Annotated in this window: 13 protein-coding genes; 8 read left to right on the top strand and 5 right to left on the bottom strand. The window is 71.9% G+C overall.

Translation table 11 applies throughout. The features are described from left to right. Positions 1–3 precede the first annotated feature (3 nt). The 6 genes from LNW72_RS02805 (at position 4) to rox (ending at position 8,617) form a co-directional block, all read left to right on the top strand. On the top strand, positions 4–1,074 hold the full coding sequence (locus LNW72_RS02805; RefSeq protein WP_250973842.1) for an ABC transporter ATP-binding protein: 1,071 nt from the start codon (positions 4–6) through the stop codon (positions 1,072–1,074). Between the two features lie 192 nt (positions 1,075–1,266). After that, positions 1,267–2,580, top strand: coding sequence for an NAD(P)/FAD-dependent oxidoreductase (locus tag LNW72_RS02810; protein WP_250973843.1), 1,314 nt, complete (start codon positions 1,267–1,269; stop codon positions 2,578–2,580). Beyond that, entirely contained in the window at positions 2,573–4,006 is a 1,434-nt protein-coding gene (locus tag LNW72_RS02815) for an aminobutyraldehyde dehydrogenase (RefSeq protein WP_250973844.1), read from the top strand. The genes LNW72_RS02810 and LNW72_RS02815 overlap by 8 nt, the downstream gene beginning before the upstream one ends. Positions 4,007–4,236: 230 nt before the next feature. Then, on the top strand, positions 4,237–6,060 hold the full coding sequence (locus LNW72_RS02820) for a hypothetical protein (RefSeq protein WP_250973845.1): 1,824 nt from the start codon (positions 4,237–4,239) through the stop codon (positions 6,058–6,060). Positions 6,061–6,124: 64 nt separating this feature from the next. Further along, positions 6,125–6,913 (top strand): SDR family NAD(P)-dependent oxidoreductase, encoded by a 789-nt coding sequence (locus LNW72_RS02825; RefSeq protein WP_250973846.1) that lies wholly within the window; start codon positions 6,125–6,127, stop codon positions 6,911–6,913. 270 nt (positions 6,914–7,183) lie between these two features. Next, the gene (gene rox / locus LNW72_RS02830) at positions 7,184–8,617 is read left to right on the top strand and encodes a rifampin monooxygenase (RefSeq protein WP_250973847.1); all 1,434 of its coding nucleotides are present in this window, start codon (positions 7,184–7,186) and stop codon (positions 8,615–8,617) included. A gap of 62 nt (positions 8,618–8,679) precedes the next feature. On the opposite strand, the gene LNW72_RS02835 is transcribed toward rox, so the two are convergent. Continuing rightward, positions 8,680–9,690, bottom strand: a complete 1,011-nt coding sequence (locus LNW72_RS02835) for an Lrp/AsnC family transcriptional regulator (RefSeq protein WP_250973848.1) — start codon at positions 9,688–9,690, stop codon at positions 8,680–8,682. A gap of 209 nt (positions 9,691–9,899) precedes the next feature. Between LNW72_RS02835 and LNW72_RS02840 the strand changes: the two genes are divergently transcribed. Continuing rightward, positions 9,900–11,375 (top strand): MFS transporter, encoded by a 1,476-nt coding sequence (locus tag LNW72_RS02840; RefSeq protein ID WP_250973849.1) that lies wholly within the window; start codon positions 9,900–9,902, stop codon positions 11,373–11,375. A 36-nt stretch (positions 11,376–11,411) separates the two neighbouring features. On the opposite strand, the gene LNW72_RS02845 is transcribed toward LNW72_RS02840, so the two are convergent. The 3 genes from LNW72_RS02845 to LNW72_RS02855 form a co-directional block, all read right to left on the bottom strand. Beyond that, the gene (locus LNW72_RS02845; protein WP_250973850.1) at positions 11,412–12,215 is read right to left on the bottom strand and encodes a methyltransferase domain-containing protein; all 804 of its coding nucleotides are present in this window, start codon (positions 12,213–12,215) and stop codon (positions 11,412–11,414) included. 78 nt (positions 12,216–12,293) lie between these two features. Next, positions 12,294–12,788, bottom strand: coding sequence for an SRPBCC family protein (locus LNW72_RS02850; protein ID WP_250973851.1), 495 nt, complete (start codon positions 12,786–12,788; stop codon positions 12,294–12,296). A gap of 60 nt (positions 12,789–12,848) precedes the next feature. After that, a complete protein-coding gene (locus tag LNW72_RS02855) occupies positions 12,849–13,856 on the bottom strand; it encodes a hypothetical protein (protein WP_308401873.1) in 1,008 nt (335 codons plus the stop codon). Positions 13,857–13,961: 105 nt separating this feature from the next. Between LNW72_RS02855 and LNW72_RS02860 the strand changes: the two genes are divergently transcribed. Further along, a complete protein-coding gene (locus LNW72_RS02860; RefSeq protein WP_250973852.1) occupies positions 13,962–14,975 on the top strand; it encodes a helix-turn-helix transcriptional regulator in 1,014 nt (337 codons plus the stop codon). On the opposite strand, the gene LNW72_RS02865 is transcribed toward LNW72_RS02860, so the two are convergent. Beyond that, positions 14,926–16,092, bottom strand: a complete 1,167-nt coding sequence (locus tag LNW72_RS02865) for a CopD family protein (protein WP_250973853.1) — start codon at positions 16,090–16,092, stop codon at positions 14,926–14,928. The two genes, LNW72_RS02860 and LNW72_RS02865, sit on opposite strands and share 50 nt — an antisense overlap. Positions 16,093–16,131: the final 39 nt, after the last annotated feature.

Consider the following 16,131-nt stretch of genomic DNA (forward strand, 5'->3'; position numbering starts at 1 on the left):
GCCATGGACACGACTCCCGCAGTCCGGCTCGACGGCGTCTCCAAGCAGTTCGCGGACTCCTACGCCGTCCGTGACGTCACCCTCGACATCGCGGCAGGCCAGTTCTTCTCCCTGCTCGGCCCCTCGGGCTGCGGCAAGACCACCTCGCTGCGCATGATCGGCGGGTTCGCCGACCCCACCGAGGGCGCCGTGCTGCTCGCCGGGGAGGACGTGACCGCGCTGCCGCCGAACAAGCGCAACGTCAACACCGTCTTCCAGAGTTACGCGCTGTTCGACCATCTCAGCCTCACCGACAACGTGGCCTTCGGCCTCAAGCGCAAGCGCGTGCCCAAGGCGGAGATCAAGCAGCGGGTCGGCGACATGCTGGACCTGGTCCAGCTCGGCGGGCTCGCCAAGCGCAAGCCCGCGACCCTGTCCGGAGGCCAGCGGCAGCGGGTGGCCCTGGCCAGGGCACTCGTCAACCGGCCGGCGGTACTGCTGCTCGACGAACCGCTGGCCGCCCTGGACCTGAAGCTGCGCCGCCAGATGCAGGTGGAACTCAAGCAGATCCAGCGCGAGGTGGGCATCACCTTCGTCTTCGTCACCCACGATCAGGACGAGGCGCTGACGATGTCCGACCGGGTGGCCGTGATGAACGCGGGCCACGTCGAACAGTGCGGCACGCCCGAGGACGTCTACGAGCACCCCGCCAGCCGCTTCGTCGCCGCGTTCATGGGCACCTCCAACCTGATGACGGGGACCTATCGCAGCGGCGACATCGTGCTCGAACAGGGGCTGTCGCTACCGGTGGGGCGCCGCGACGGCGTCGCCGAGGGCAGCGCGGTGAGCGTGTCCATCCGGCCGGAGAAGATCTGGCTGTCCGACTTCGAGCCCGGGATGTCGGTGATGCGCGGAGTGATCAGGGAGACCGTGTACTCCGGACCGACGACGACCTATCTGATCGAACTCGCGCCGGGCGTCACACTGTCGGCGCTGGAGCAGAACACCGCGCGGTCCCGGATGGAGGACCGGTGGAGCGGCGGCGAGAGCGTGGAACTCGGCTGGAAACCCGAGCACTGCCTCGTCCTGAGCTGAACCCCCGCCGCTCGGGGCACCATCGCCCCACCCCCGGCGAACCGTCCCGCCCCACGCACACCGCTCCACCGCGCCCGTGCACCCGGCCCCCGGGTCCCTGGGCTTCCGAGCCATGGGCTCCGCCCGGCCGGCGGAGCGGTGTGCCCGGGCGCGGTCGACGGCGCCGGACACCGAGACAAAGGACTGAACGAGATGAACCATGACGTCATCGTGCTCGGCGCCGGGCTGGCCGGACTCGCCGCGGCCCGGGACCTCGCGGCAGGCGGCGCCGACGTGCTGGTCCTGGAGGCCCGGGACCGGGTGGGCGGAAGGGTCGAGCAGGCGGCGCTGCCGGACGGACGCCGGGTCCAGCTCGGCGGAGAGGTCGTGGGCCGCGCACACACCGCGTACCTGGGGCTGGCCGCGGAGCTCGGTCTGGAGCTGATCCCCAGTTATGTGGCGGAGCCGGGACTCATCACCCGCTCCACGCCGGAGGCCGACTCCGCCGGCGATCCGCCCCACTGGTTCGGGCCCGGGGACCAGGCACAGCACGAGCGGCTCACCGCCGAATTCGTGGCCATGGCCGCGACCGTCGACCCTGACGACCCGTGGTCCCATCAGGAGGCGGCCGTCCTGGACCGGCTCTCGGTGGGCGGCTGGCTGCGCTCGCGGCACGCCTCACCCGCGGTGGTACGGCTGTGGGAGATCGGCCAGCTCAGCCTCGCCAGCGGATCCTACGAGCGGACCTCACTGCTCGCCGCGCTGCGCAAGAACGCGGCAGTGCCCAGCACCGGACACTACGACTACGAGGACTGGGAGGGGCTGCGGCTGGCCGCGGGTTCGGCGACGATGGCCGAGGTGATGGGACGTGAACTGCGCTCCCGCGTCCGCCTGGGGTCGCCGGTGGCGGCCGTGGACATCCGGCCGGGACGATGCAAAGTCCGCCTCACCACCGGCGAGATCCTGACGGCGGGCGCGGTGGTCAGCGCCCTGCCGGTCGGCCCGCTGCGCTCGGTCGCCGTCACCGGTGTCAGTGATGAGCGGCTCGCCTCGCTGCACCGTCAGCGCAACGCAGTGGCGGCGAAGTTCGCAGCCGTGTACACCGAGCCGTTCTGGCGGGCCGGCGGACGGAACGGCCTGTCCGAATGCGAGGGAACGCTCGGCTCCACCTGGCCGCAGGAGGACGGAATCCTGTCTGCCCTCGTCCCGCCCGAGCGGTACGGAGTCCTGCTCGGCACCCCCGCCCATCTGCGCACCCCGGAACTGCTCGGCGAGATCGCTGGACTCTTCGGGGAGCAGGCCCTGCACCCCCAGTCGTGCTACCTGCGGCTGTGGGGCACCGACCCCTGGACCCAGGGGTACGTCACCCAGTGGACACCGGGCGAAGTGATGGCGGTGGGCCCGCTGCACGGCACGCACGAGCCGCCGTTCTACGTGTGCGGCTCCGACCAGTGGGTCGCCGGATACATGGAAGGTGCGGTCCGTACCGGTCGCGCCGCCGCACAGGAGGCGCTGACCCGTGGCTGACACCCCTTTCCTCACCAGCGTGACCAACCACATCGGCGGAGCCGACGTACCGGCCGCGTCCGGAGCCACGACGCGGCTCATCGATCCCGCCACCGGACAGGTCAACGCCCGCGCGCCGTTCTCGGACACCGCCGACGTCGATGCGGCGTGCACAGCGGCGCAGGCCGCCTTCGAGCGCTGGTCGCTGACCACACCCGCCGAGCGCCAGCGCGCGCTGCTGCGGATCGCGGACGCCATGGAACAACACGCGGACGAGTTCGAGGCGGCGGAGGTGGCCGACACCGGCAAACCGCCGGAGCTGTTCCGGACGGACGAACTGCCCGCGATCATCGACACCGTACGGTTCTTCGCGGGCGCGGCGCGCGGCCTGCCCGGCAGCGCCGCCGCCGAGTACACCCCGGGCCGCACCTCGGTGCTGCGCAGGGAACCGGTCGGGGTGTGCGCGCAGATCACCCCGTGGAACTACCCGCTGATGATGGCGGTCTGGAAGCTCGCCCCGGCCCTGGCCGCGGGCAACACCACCGTACTCAAGCCCGCCGACACCACACCGTCCTCCACGGCGCTGCTCGCGCGGATCGCGGCCGAGTTCCTGCCACCGGGGGTGCTCAACGTCGTCTGCGGCGACCGCGACACCGGACGGGCGCTGGTCGGCCACCCGGCGATCCGGCTCATCGCCGTCACCGGCAGCGTACGGGCGGGCCAGGAGATCGCCGCGGCGGCCGCGGCGGACCTCAAGCGGGTCCACCTGGAGCTCGGCGGCAACGCACCGGTCCTGGTGTACGACGACGCCGACCTCGATGACGCCGTCGGCCAACTGGCGTCCCTCGCCTTCTACAACGCCGGCCAGGACTGTACGGCCGCCACCCGGATCCTGGTCCACCACCGGGTGCACGACGCGTTCCTGGCCGCCTTCGTCGAACAGGCCGGACGACAACTCCCCGGCGCCCCCGGGGAACCGGACGCCGCCTTCGGCCCGCTCAACAGCGCCGCGCAGCTCAGCTCCGTACGCGACCTGCTCAACCGGCTGCCGGACCACGCCCGGATCGTCGCCGGTGGCTCCGCCCTGTCCCGGCCCGGTTTCTTCCACCAGGCCACCGTCGTCGCGGGGGTGCGCCAGGACGATGAGATCGTGCAACGGGAGGTCTTCGGCCCGGTCGTCACCGTGCAGTCCTTCGCCGACGAGGCCGAAGCGGTCCGACTCGCCAACGGCGTGCCGCAGGGCCTGGCGGCCAGCGTGTGGACCGGTGACCACCAGCGGGCGATGCGCGCCACCCGGGCGCTGGACACCGGGATCGTGTGGATCAACACCCACGGCACGACGGTGTCCGAGATGCCGCACGGCGGCGTCAAGCACTCGGGCTACGGAAGCGACCTGTCCCTCGCCGGGCTGCTCGACTACACCCGGGTGAAGCACGTGATGCTGTGACCACCCGGCCCCGGGCCGCCAGGTCACCGCCCCACCGGCCCGGGGAGTGTGCGGGCCGCTCAGCCCTGAGCGGCATTCTGAGCGCCGAGTGAACGGGAAACGAACGTTCGCCGCCCAAGGACGGCCATCCCGCGCGGATGTCGTTCCGGTGTGCTCATCGGCTCATAAGCTCACGCATGGCCGGCGATGAAAGCCGCGCACCACTCGCGCCAGGAAAAAGGTCACTCCCCATGCCACTGCGAAGCGCCGTCGCCCCTTCGCCCGTGGGGGCGCCGCCGGAAGCGCAGAAACCCCCGTCGGCCAGGGGGACCGCCGCACGACTGGTGCGTGCGAGCTGGTTCTGGCCGGTCGCTGTCGCGGCCGGCTACATCGGACAGGTGTTCTTCCGGCTGGCACTGGTCACCGGCGAGAACTATCCGACGGTGGGCCCCGACGAGCACATGTACCTCGTCCTGGCGCGACTCCTGGCGGGTGGCTCGGCGACCGAGATCCCCAGCGACATGGTGATCCCCGGCGGGTACCCGCTGTTGATCTCGCCGGCACTCCGGATCACCCACGATCCCGTCCAGGCGTACCACCTCGTCCTGGGCATCAACGCGCTGCTGAGTTGCCTGGTACTGCCGCTCGCCCATGGCGCGCTGCGAAGGCTGGACGTGCCGCGTCCGGTGTCGTACGTGCTGGCGACCGTCGTGGTGATGCTGCCTCCGGTGGTCTTCTACTCACAGTTCGCGCTGGCCGACACCCCGCTGCCGGCGCTGGTACTGGCCTGGCTGATCGGTGTTCACGGGCTGCTCTCGGAGGGCTCGTTCCGCCGGAGGTGCGGATCGGGGATCCTCGCCGGCGGCTCGGCGGGCTTCAGCATGATGGTGCACGACCGCGGTGGTGTGGTCGTCGCCCTGACCTGCCTGGTGCTGCTGGTGGCCTTCGTGCGGAACTGGGCGCCGCGCCCGGCGACCGCCGCGGCACTGTCGGCCCTCGCGCTCATGTACGCCACGCAGCGGGAGCTGGCCCAGTGGCTGCTGTCCCGCCTCGACGGCACCCACCCCAGTCAGGTGGGCAACGCCGTATGGCAGGCGCTGCGCACCCCGGAGCTGTACCAGCGCACCGTCATGCGGTGGATCGGCCACACCTGGTACTTCGTCACCTCGACCTACGGCATGGGTGCTCTGGGCCTGGTGGTCTGCTGCGCCTGCCTGGCCAGTACCAGGGCGCCGCGCGCGGACCGCGCGGTCGCCTTCCTGACCGTGGCACTGCTGCTCGGCGTATCGCTGGCCGCCGCGGCCGCCCTGCCCACCGACCGCCGTATCGACACGATCGTCAATGCCCGCTATCTGTCACCGCTGGTGCCGGCACTGTTCCTGGCGGGCGCCGTTGCTCTCCACCGGATCAGGGGCCGCAGAGCGCTCGTTCGGGCCGCGGTGGCGGCGATCGCGCTGACCGTGTCGCTCACCGCGGCTCTGACCGCCCTCGCGGGGGACCGCTTCCAGAAGCTGAACTTCATTCTGTGGGCGCTTCCGGACAGCACGTTCCTCTCCAGTCGCTGGTCCGGCGACTGGGGTGTCTTCTCCGTACCGCTGACCACCGTGACAGCCCTGACGGTCTTCACCGCCACCATCCTGCTCAGAGGGCTGCTCAGCACTCGGCGGCCCCTTGTGGCGATGATCGGCGTCGGCATGGCGCTGACGCTGTTCGCCGGATGGGCGACGGTGACGATCACCCAGCACGTCTCCCGGCCGACTCTCGCCCGCGGGTACCCGGACGCCACCGGCTTCATGGACCAGGCACGGATCCGGCCGGGCGACCGGCTGGTGATGGACCTGGGCCTGGGCTGGCGCACCCGGTTCGCGATGGCGTACATGGTCCTCGACGGCCGGGTCTGGACGCGCGACCTGGCCGGCCCCGACACCCCGCCGGCCGGCGCGAACGTCGCCGTGACGACCGTTCGCACGGCGTCCGCCCCCGCTGCGGACAGCTGGCCGAAGGCTCCCGCGGGCTGGCATGTCGCCGTGGTGATCCCGCAGCGCAACCTGGTGGTCTGGCGCCGCGGCGGGTGACTCCACCGCGTCCGCGCCGCTGCCGGCCGTTCAGCCCCGGTGGTAACCGGGTAGTCAGTCGCCCATGAGACGTTTCGAGGGATACGGAGTACTGATCACGGGCGCGGGCCGCGGCATCGGCGCGGCCACCGCCCACCGGCTGGCCGATGAGGGCGCCCAAGTGCTGGTCACCGACCTGGAAGGGGACCGTGCCGAGAAGGTGGCGGCCGGGATCCGGGAGTCCGGAGGCGCGGCCGAGGCACTGCCCTGCGATGTGGCCGACCGCAGCGCGGTCGAGGCTGCCGTCGCGTACGCGGTACGGCGTTTCGGCACGCTGGACGTGCTGGTCAACAACGCCTGCGCCTGCCATCCGGACGCCCCGCTCTTCGAGGACGAGACGGACGAGGGCTGGCACCAGGACCTCGACATCACCCTCAGCGGCGCCTTTCGCTGCGCCCGCGCGGCCCTCCCCCACCTCGCGGCCGCACCCGGCCGCCGGGGTGCGATCGTCAGCATCGGCTCGGTCAACGGCGAGCAGGACTTCGGCAACCACGCCTACAGCGCCGCCAAGGCGGGTCTGGCCAGTCTGACGCGCACCCTCGCCGGTCACGCGGCCCCCCGCGGTGTCCGGGTGAACCTGGTCGTCCCCGGCACGGTTCACACCGAGGCCTGGGCGGGGCGCGAGTCCGCCCTGCGAGCCGTCGCCGGCCACTACCCGCTCGGCAGGGTCGGTCAGCCCGACGACATCGCGGCCGCGGTGGCGTTCCTGGCGTCCTCGGACGCCGCCTGGATCACCGGTGTGACGCTCCCGGTCGACGGAGGCATCCTCATCGGCCAAGTGGGCCTGCGCCGCGCACTGAGCGAGGAAGACTGACGCCAGCTGATCCCGGGTGACGGCGGCCTGGCGACTGGACTTCCGCACGACGGCTGACAGCCTGGCCGTGGTCGCCCGCGATATCGCACGGGAAAGGGAAAGGAGGGAACCCACTCCTTTCCACTCTCAACATATAGCGCACCGGGGGGCTTGCGGCAAGGCCCCGGTCGTGCCGCAGAATGGCCGGCCAAGGCCAGGGCCTGCGGAAATGACAGATTCGTGAAGGGCCTGCGGCCGGCCGAAATCCACTGTCGCTGAACGGGTGTTGTGATGATTGACGTGATCGTGGTCGGCGCCGGACCGACCGGTTTGATGCTGGCCTGCGAGTTGCGGCTGCACGGCGTGCACGTGGTCGTGCTGGAGAAGTTGACCGAGCCGACCAAGGAGTCCCGGGGGCAGGGCCTGCACGCTCGCAGCGTCGAGATCATGGACCAGCGCGGCCTTCTGGACCGGTTTCTCGCGGTCAGTGAGAAGTTCCAGGTCGGCGGGCTCTTCGGCGGCATCATGAAGCCGTGGCCGGACCGGCTGGACACGGCCCACCCGTACGGCCTGGCCACTCCGCAGCCGGTCAGCGAGCGGCTGCTCGACGAGCGTGCCGTCGAACTCGGCACCGAGATCCGGCGCGGTTGCGAAGTGGCCGGGCTGAGCCAGGACGAGGACGGGGTGACCGTCGAGCTGGCCGGTGGCGGCGGGCACCTTCGCTCGCGCTACGTCGTCGGGTGCGACGGCGGCCGCAGTGCGGTGCGCAAGCTGCTCGGCGTCGGTTTCCCGGGCGAACCCTCCACGGTCGAGACGCTGATCGGTCAGATGGAGGTGACCGAGGATCCGGCGACGATCGCCGCCGTCGTCGAGGAGGTCCGCAGGACCCAGCTGCGATTCGGTGTCACCGGCCCCGACGAGGACGGGGTGTGCCGCATCATCGTGCCCGCCGACGGGGTGGCCGAGGACCGTGCGGCAGAGCCGGCCCTCGACGAGTTCAAGCAGCAGCTGCGGTCGATCGCCGGCACCGACTTCGGCGTCCACTCGCCGCGCTGGCTCTCCCGGTTCGGCAACGCCATCCGGCAGGCCGAGCGCTACCGGGTCGGCCGTGTCCTGCTGGCCGGCGACGCGGCGCACATCCACCCGCCGGCCGGCGGTCAGGGGATGAATCTCGGCGTGCAGGACGCGTTCAACCTGGGCTGGAAGCTGGCCGCCGCGGTCAACGGCTGGGCGCCCGAAGGTCTGTTGGACAGCTACCACGCCGAACGGCATCCGGTGGGCGCCCGCGTGCTGAACAACAGTCGCGCGGGGATCACGCTCCTGGGGACCGATCCGGGTGCGACCGCGTTGCGGGAGCTGTTCGGGAAGCTGATGGACTTCGAAGAGGTGAACAGGTACGTGACCGGGATCATCACCGCCGTCGACATCCGCTACGACTTCGGCGAGGGCCATGAGCTGCTCGGCCGCCGCATGCGGGACATCGAGCTCAAGCAGGGGCGGCTCTACGACCTGCTGCACGAAGGCCGCGGCCTGCTGCTCGACCGGACCGGTCGGCTCTCCGTGGCGGGCTGGGCCGATCGGGTCGACCACGTCGTCGACGTCAGCGAGGAACTGGACGCGCCTGCGGTGCTGTTGCGGCCGGACGGCCATGTGGCATGGGTCGGTGACGATCAGCAGGATCTGCTCGACCGGCTGCCCGAGTGGTTCGGCGCTCCCGTCGGCTGAGCGAGCGGTCGCGGCTCGACGGGGTACCGCCGAAGCCGCCGAGAGCAGCGCGGTCCGGCCCGTCACCCGACGCGCAGCGTCGCGGCGGCCTTGTAGGTGCGCAGGACCGGCGCGGTCTCGATCCGTGCGATCGCGTCCAACGCCACCTTGCGGGTCAGGTAGTGGTGCAGTTCGTCCGCGTCCCGGCACAGCGCGTGCGCGACCAGGTTCGTCGGTCCGGTCGTCGCCGCGACCACCGCCAGCTCATGGTGCCCGGCCAGCTCGGTGGCGACCGCGTCCAGATGCGAGGGCGCGACCTGCATCCACAGCAGCGCCGACACGGTCACACCCAGCAGCGACGGGTCGATGTCCACGTCGAAGAACAGCGCGCCGCGCGCCCGCAGTTCGGCGAGCCTGCGGGACACCGTGGACGCCGTCGAACCGGTCGCCGCGGCAAGCTCCGCGTAGCTGAGGCGGGCGTCGTCGCGCAGCGCGTCCAGCAGGAGGCGGTCCGCGTCGGTGAGCAGGTATACGGGTTCGCCCGACGCGGTTCCCGCCGTGCTCGTGCTCGTGCCCGGTCCTGTTCCGGTGACGCCTTCGTCGCGCAGCCGTGCCTGCTGGGCGGCGTCGAGGGTGTCGACGCGTCCGCGCCACGCGGTCGGCCCGCCGAGGTAGGTGTGCAGGAGGTAATGCGCGGACACGGCGGTGATCCCGGCGGTGCGCGGGATGTCGCGCAGCAACAGCGCGTGCGCGCCGGGGCCCGTGGGCGTGGTGTGGATGATCGCGACGATCTCGGTGCCGCCTGAGGTCAGCCGCACCCACGACGTGTCGGAGCGGCGGGCGAGCGCGACCGCGATGTCGTGCGCGGTGCGCGTCGCGGCGGTCAGCCGCACGAACCACTGGTGGGTGCCGGAACTGCGCGGCGCGGGCAGCGCGACCACGCGAAGGCCCGCTTGCGCGGACAGACGGCGGTAGCGGCGCACCACGGTCTGGGTGGAGGAGCCGAGGATGTCGGCGACGAGCGTGAACGACGCCCGCGCGTCCACTTGCAGGGCATGGATCAGGCCACGATCCAGATCGTCCAGTACGAGCATATCCACCACGTTAGCCCACCTCGCTGGCAGTAATCACTGAATCCCGCTGCAGAAGTGGAACCACCTGCCGGTTGGGCGGGACGGTGGTGACGAGCCGGCGGATCGCCGTCCGGACTTCCGGCGCCCGACCGACCCCGCACCACAAGCCGCGAACGCACACCGCACACCGCACAGAGCACAGAGCACAGAGCACACCCAGGGGGAGACGCATGTCCCACAGCACCGGCCACGGCACGCCGATCGGCACCGTCACCGGCCCGGATCCGCGCCCGGGCGGGCCCGGGCGGCCGCCCGCGTACCGGTGGCGCTGGCCCGCGTTGGCCGCGCTGCTGGTCGCCGAGGCGATGAACCTGCTGGACGCCACGATCGTCCAGGTCGCGGGCCCGGTCATCCACACCGAGCTGGGCGGCTCGGACGCCGCCATCCCGTGGTTCAGCGCCTCCTACACCCTCATGTTCGCGCTCGGACTGCTGACCGGCGCCCGGCTCGGCGACATCGCGGGCCGCCGCCGCATCTTCCGCATCGGCGTCGCGGCGTTCGCCGTCACGTCCCTGGCGTGCGCGCTCGCGCCGACGGCCGGGACGCTGATCGGGCTGCGCGCGCTGCAGGGCGCCGCGGCGGCGCTGATCATCCCGCAGACGTTCGGCCTGATCCGGGCGATGTTCGACGGTGCCGAACTGCCCAAGGCGCTGGGCACGATCGGCCCGGTCATGGGCCTGTCGGCGGTCCTGGGCCCGGTGTTGGGCGGGGTCCTGACGCACGCCGACCTGTTCGGCTCGTCGTGGCGCGCCTGCCTGCTGGTCAATCTCCCCCTCGCCGCCGTCGTGCTGGTCGTCGCACGGCGGCTGCGTGAGGACCGCGCACCGGTCCGGCCACGCCTGGACCCGGTGGGGACGGCGCTGGCGATGGCCGGCACGGCGCTGGTGGTGTGCCCGCTGGCGACCGGCGCTCCGGGGCCGGCCGGATGGGCGGCGGCGGGCGCGGGCGCGGCCGTCCTGGTGCTGTTCGTCGCCCACCAGCGCCGCACCGCGCGCCACGGCCGGGCCCCGCTGATCGAACCGGCGCTGCTGCGCGGCCGCGCGTTCCCCGCCGCGCTGGCCACCTCCACGCTCTTCTTCGCCGTCATGAACGGCGTCATGATCACCGTGGTCCTGCACCTGGAACTGGGCCTGCACCGTGGCCCGCTCACCGCGGGTCTGACCCTGCTGCCGTGGTCCGCCGGGCTGGCCGCCGGGTCGTGGGCCGCGGGCGCGTACCTGGTGCCCCGGCACGGGACCCGCGTCCTGCACGCCGGGATCGCCGCCCTCGCCGTCGGACTCGCCGCCGCGGTCCTCGCCTACCGCTCCGCCGCGCCCGACGCGTACCCGACGGCCCTACCGTTCGCGCTCGCCGTCGCGGGCCTCGGTACGGGCCTGTTCACGCCGCCGTTCTTCACCACCGCGCTGCGCGGTGTCGGCCCGCAGGAGACCGGCTCGGCGGCCGGGCTCCTCAACGCCGTCCAGCAACTCGGCGGCACGCTCGGCGTCGCGGTGATCGGCGGCGTCTACCTCGCAGGAGACGGCACCCCGCGCGGCGCCGCACAGGCCGCGCTCGGCACGGCCGGAGCCATCCTGGCGGCGACCGCGATCGCCGCGGCCGCGATGACGGCACGGCCCCGGGACCGGACGGGGAACCGACAGGCGTGACGCGATGGTCGCCGGTGCCGCTCCCCCGGCCGACCGCTACGGGCGGCGGCCCCACGCGGAGACCAGCGGAGCCGTGGCCAGGTCCAGGAGTCCGGTGTCGACGTCGGCCAGGTGGCGGTCGATCTCCTCATCGGTCGCGAGCCCGGCCGCCACGAGCTGACCGCGGATCTGCCGCACGGTGGCGGCCTCGAGGACGGTGCAGGCCGGCGAAGTGATGGGGAAGTACGCGTCGGCCCGTACGTCCTCCAGCCCTGCGCCGCGCAGCAGCCGGGGCAGTGTCCGGCCGTAGCCGAGGTCCGCACCACGGGCCGCCATCAGTTCACGGAAACCGGACCGCAGACGGTTGGCGAGCCGCTGCTCAGGACCCGACTCGTCCGGGCAGAGCAGCGGCTGCAGGCCGGGGTCCGCGTCCTCCAGAAGCAGCACACCTCCCGGACGCAGCGCCTGGACCATACGGCGCAGCGCCTCGGCACGGTCGGTGACGTGCACCAGCACCAGCCGGGCGTGCACGAGGTCGAAGCCGCCGGCGGGTGGCGGGTCGGCCGCGACGTCATGGCGCAGTACCTCGACGACATCGTCGGCGATGCCCTGCGCCCAGGACACGTCGATGTCGGTCGCGACGACCGTCCCGCCGGGCCCGACCCGCGCGGCGAGCCCGGCTGCGACGGAGGGGCCACCGGCGCCGACCTCCCAGCACCGCATCCCCGCTGTGATCCCGAGCCGGTCGACATGCCGGAACGTCACCGGATCGAACAGCTCGGCCAGCGCGCCGAAGCGGACACCCGCCTCCGACTGCCGGTTGTCGAGCAGATAGCCGCGGTCCGGGTCGTGCGCCGTCATGTCCTCATCGCCTTTTCACTGGTACCGACTCGTGCCGCATCGTGCCGCCTGGTCGTCAGTATGCCGACCAGGCGGCGGTCAGCGGTGGTCGCCGCCCTCGGCGACCCAGCGCCCCAGCGAGACCAGTGTGGTCTCCACGCTGTCCGCCATGTGCGCGAGCAGTGCCTCCAGGTCGGAGCGGGTGCTGCCCAGCACCGGGTCCAGGGCCAGCAATTGCCAGGACTGCTCCGCCACCGTGCCGGTGCCGAGCGGGCGGAACGTCCAGCTCCACCGGACGAGTCCGTCCACGACGAAGGCGAACGTGTCGCCGGGCTCGGCCCGCACCACCTGCGAGCGGCTGGTCCACTCCCGATCGCCGCGCCGGCTGCGTCCGGTGAACCAGGCGCCGGCCTGGGGGCCGTCGCCGTCGTCGTAGCGCACATCGCTCACGTTCGGACTCCAGACGCTGATCATCGACACGTCGCTCACCAGCTCGTAGACCTCCGGCGGGGTGGCCGCGATCCAGGCCTTCCTGCTGAAGCGGAAGTCCTCGGGGGCGAGGTGCTCGAGGGTGTTCTGGTGGGAGGTGGTCATGGAATCTCCTTTCGTAGCCGGGGGCCCGGCGACCGCCGGGCCCCCGGCTGTGACGGTTCGTCAGCAGTGCGGCTGAATGCGCGCGGTGAGCAGGTTGGGGTCCCGCTGAGTGAGGTAGGCGGCCGAGGTCACGTACACGGTGTCACCGCGTACGGCGAGGGCCGTGGGGTTCTGCAGGCCGTCCTGGGCGCTGAGCACGATGGTGTGGGTGCCGTCGGGCTCCACCAGGGCGACCTGGTCGGACTGGTCGAGGGCGGCGAGAATCCGGTCGGTGCGCCCGATGAAGTCGAAGTCGTCGATTCCGGGGAGCTGGTCGGCCCTGATCTCGGCAGGACCCGCCGTGCCGTTCCCCTTCAGCGGGAACCTGAGCACGGTGCCCTTGTCCATGTTGGACGCCCAGACGGCGCCGTTGTGCACCTTCAGGCCGTTGGCGCCGAGGAATCCGGTCGAGGCCAGCTCGGTGCCGCTCGCCCAGACCGTCGCGTCACCGCCGCTGGTCGGTACGCGCCAGATGACACCGCGGACCGAGTCGGTGACGTAGAGCCGGTGGTCGTCCAGAGCCAGCCCGTTGGGCAGGCCGTCGGCCGGCAGCGCGGCGATCCGCTGAGGGGTGCCGCCGGGGGTGAGCCGCCAGACGCCCGTGAGGTCACTGGTACCGGTGGCGTACAGGAAGTACAGCGTGCCGTGCGCGTCCCTGACCAGGCCCGTGACCAGCGGAAAACCGAGAACCGGAGTGTGCACGCCGCCGTCGGCCGGTGCGGGCAGGGTCGCCAGCACGCGGACCGCTCCGTGGCGGGTGATCTGGGCTATCTGGCGAGCGGCGGAGAACGACACGTCGATGCTGCCGTTCGGTTCCCCGACGATGTTCTCCGGCATCTGTCCGCCGGCGAGGTCGAAGTGCTCAGCGATGTGGGCGTGGGACAACGGCACTGTGGCCGCTGCCGCCGAGCCGGGAAAGCCGGCGGAGAGGGAGGCCACCGCGATGGCGGCGACCAGGATGTTCCTTGCGAACTTCTTCGACACGTTCTTCCCTGCGTCGTGGATGGTGGTGCAGGGTCTGCCCTGCACGAGGCCCCACTGTGGGTGCGGTCGGCAGCGGGCAACCAGCCCAAGCTCTGCCTATCCCTGGCCGGGGCAGGCTGCGCGTGGCGACGTCGCCGCATACTCGGTGCCATGGACGCACACGGACAGCTCGGCACCTTCCTGCAGGCGCGGCGGGCGCAGCTGCAACCTCAGGACGTCGGCCTGCCGACCTACGGCGACCGCCGACGGGTTCCCGGCCTGCGGCGCGAGGAGCTGGCGCTTCTGGCGGGCGTCAGCGCCTCCTACTACACGCGCCTGGAGCAAGGGGCCTCCTGCCACGCCTCCGTGGAGGTGCTGGACGCCATCGCCGGCGCGCTGCGCCTCGAGGAGACGGAGCGGCTTCACCTCCGTGACCTGGCCACTGCCTGCCGACACCGGCGCACGGTCCGCCGGCCTCCCGCCGAGCGGCTCGCCCCGGCCGTACGCGACCTGGTGAGCGCCCTCGGCGAAGTACCGGTCGTCGTGACCGGGCGCCGCAGTGATGTGCTGGCCTGGAACACTCTGGGACACGCCCTGCTGGCCGGGCACGTGGACCCGACCGGTCCAGACCGCCCGGCGGACCGTCCGAACATGGCGCGGCTGGTCTTCCTGGACGCTCACGTCCGTGAGCTGTACGTCGACTGGCCGGCGAAGGCACGGGCCGTGGTCGGCAATCTGCGGCTGGTGGCGGGACGGCATCCGCAGGACCAGCAACTCACCTCGCTCATCGGTGAACTGACCACGCGGAGCACCGAGTTCGCGGGCATGTGGGCCGACCACCGGGTGCGAGCCTGTGACTCCGCCGAGTACGAACTGCGGCATCCGCTGGTCGGTGCCCTGACGGTCAGACAGCAGACCCTGACCGGGGCATCCGAACCCGAGCAGTCCCTGGTCATGGTCACCGCAGCCCCCGGATCGGCCTCCCAGGCCGCACTGAAGCTCCTCGCCCAGGCCACCATGACCGGAGCCGGGGAACTCATGACCGAAGCCGGGGAACTACCGTCGCGGCGAAGCGCCCTCGCGAGCTACGAGCAGGAGGCGGAGCCGGACGGCATCGGCCCGGACCGGCCGGCGGTCAGCTCGTGGCCGGGACCTGGCGCCGCGCGAGGGCGTCGGAGACCCTGACCGTGATCCAGAAGGAGGCCGCGAGGGTGAGCACCAAGGCGGCGCCCGCCGCGAAGATGCTGCCGCTCGAGACGGCCTGCGGGCTGCCTGCCTGAGAGCGGGCGGAACCGGTGAGGAAGGGCATGACGGCCAGCACCGCGACGCCGAGGGCGACCTCGGCCCAGACGACCTTCGGGAAGTGGCGCAGCGTCAGGTGCAGCAGAGAGGCGGAGGAGTCCGCGCGACGGGCCTGGGCGATGCGCGGCATCAGCCAGAACTGGTTCACGCCACCGGCCACGACCATGGCGAGGACCAGCAGGATCTTGATGAGCAGGGCGAACCCGTAACCGGTCGTCCACAGTTGACCGAGACCGCCGACGTGCTTCCAGCTCATCCACAGGCCCGAGGTGAGCACCGCGCCGACGCAGACCATGGCGACCAGGCTGAACCGGCGCCAGAGGTCCGCCCACAGCACACCGGCGTTCCCGCTCAGCCGGCTCCGGGCTCCGGCGAGGACCGAGAGCAGGGCCAGGCCGCCGATCCACACCGTGCCGCTGATGATGTGCAGCTGGCCCAGCAGCGGGTCCAGCACGTGGTCCGTGTCCTTCGGCGCGGTGGCCGGTATCCCCGCGATGAGCGTCACCGCGAGCGACAGCGGCAGGGCGGTCAGCGCGAGGGCGTTCAGGTGGCGTCGCACCCGGGGGACGAACAGGGCGATCAGGACGGCGGACGCCACCACGAGCACCACGTTCTGCACCAGGTAGAGCGTGCCCTGCGCCACCCACGCGCCCTTCCCCGCCGGTGCGCGCAGGAGGTCCCAGATCCGCCCCGGCGCCATCGCGTCACCGAACGGCATCCCCTTGCCGGCCCTGGCCACCCGGCCGGCCAGCTGGAAGTAGCCGGCGACCAGCAGGACGACTCCGGCCCAGGCCAGGTAGAGCGACGTTCTTCGACGCAGAACCTCGGTGTCGCCGGGTTCGTTCTCCGGTGCGCGAAGCACGGGGCGGATGGTCGCCACGTACGTCGTCGTGGCACCGATGGCCCCGCACAGGCCGAGGAAATAGCCCGATTTGGTGAGGACTCGATAGAGGGGAGGCGTGGTGTATCCGGCCGAGGCGGCCAGGTGAACGAGGGTCATGAAAGGGAAGGCTAACCTAACTTTTAGGGGCTCTGTCTA

This window comes from Streptomyces sp. RKAG293 (assembly GCF_023701745.1).
In the GTDB taxonomy this organism is placed as follows: Bacteria; Actinomycetota; Actinomycetes; order Streptomycetales; family Streptomycetaceae; genus Actinacidiphila.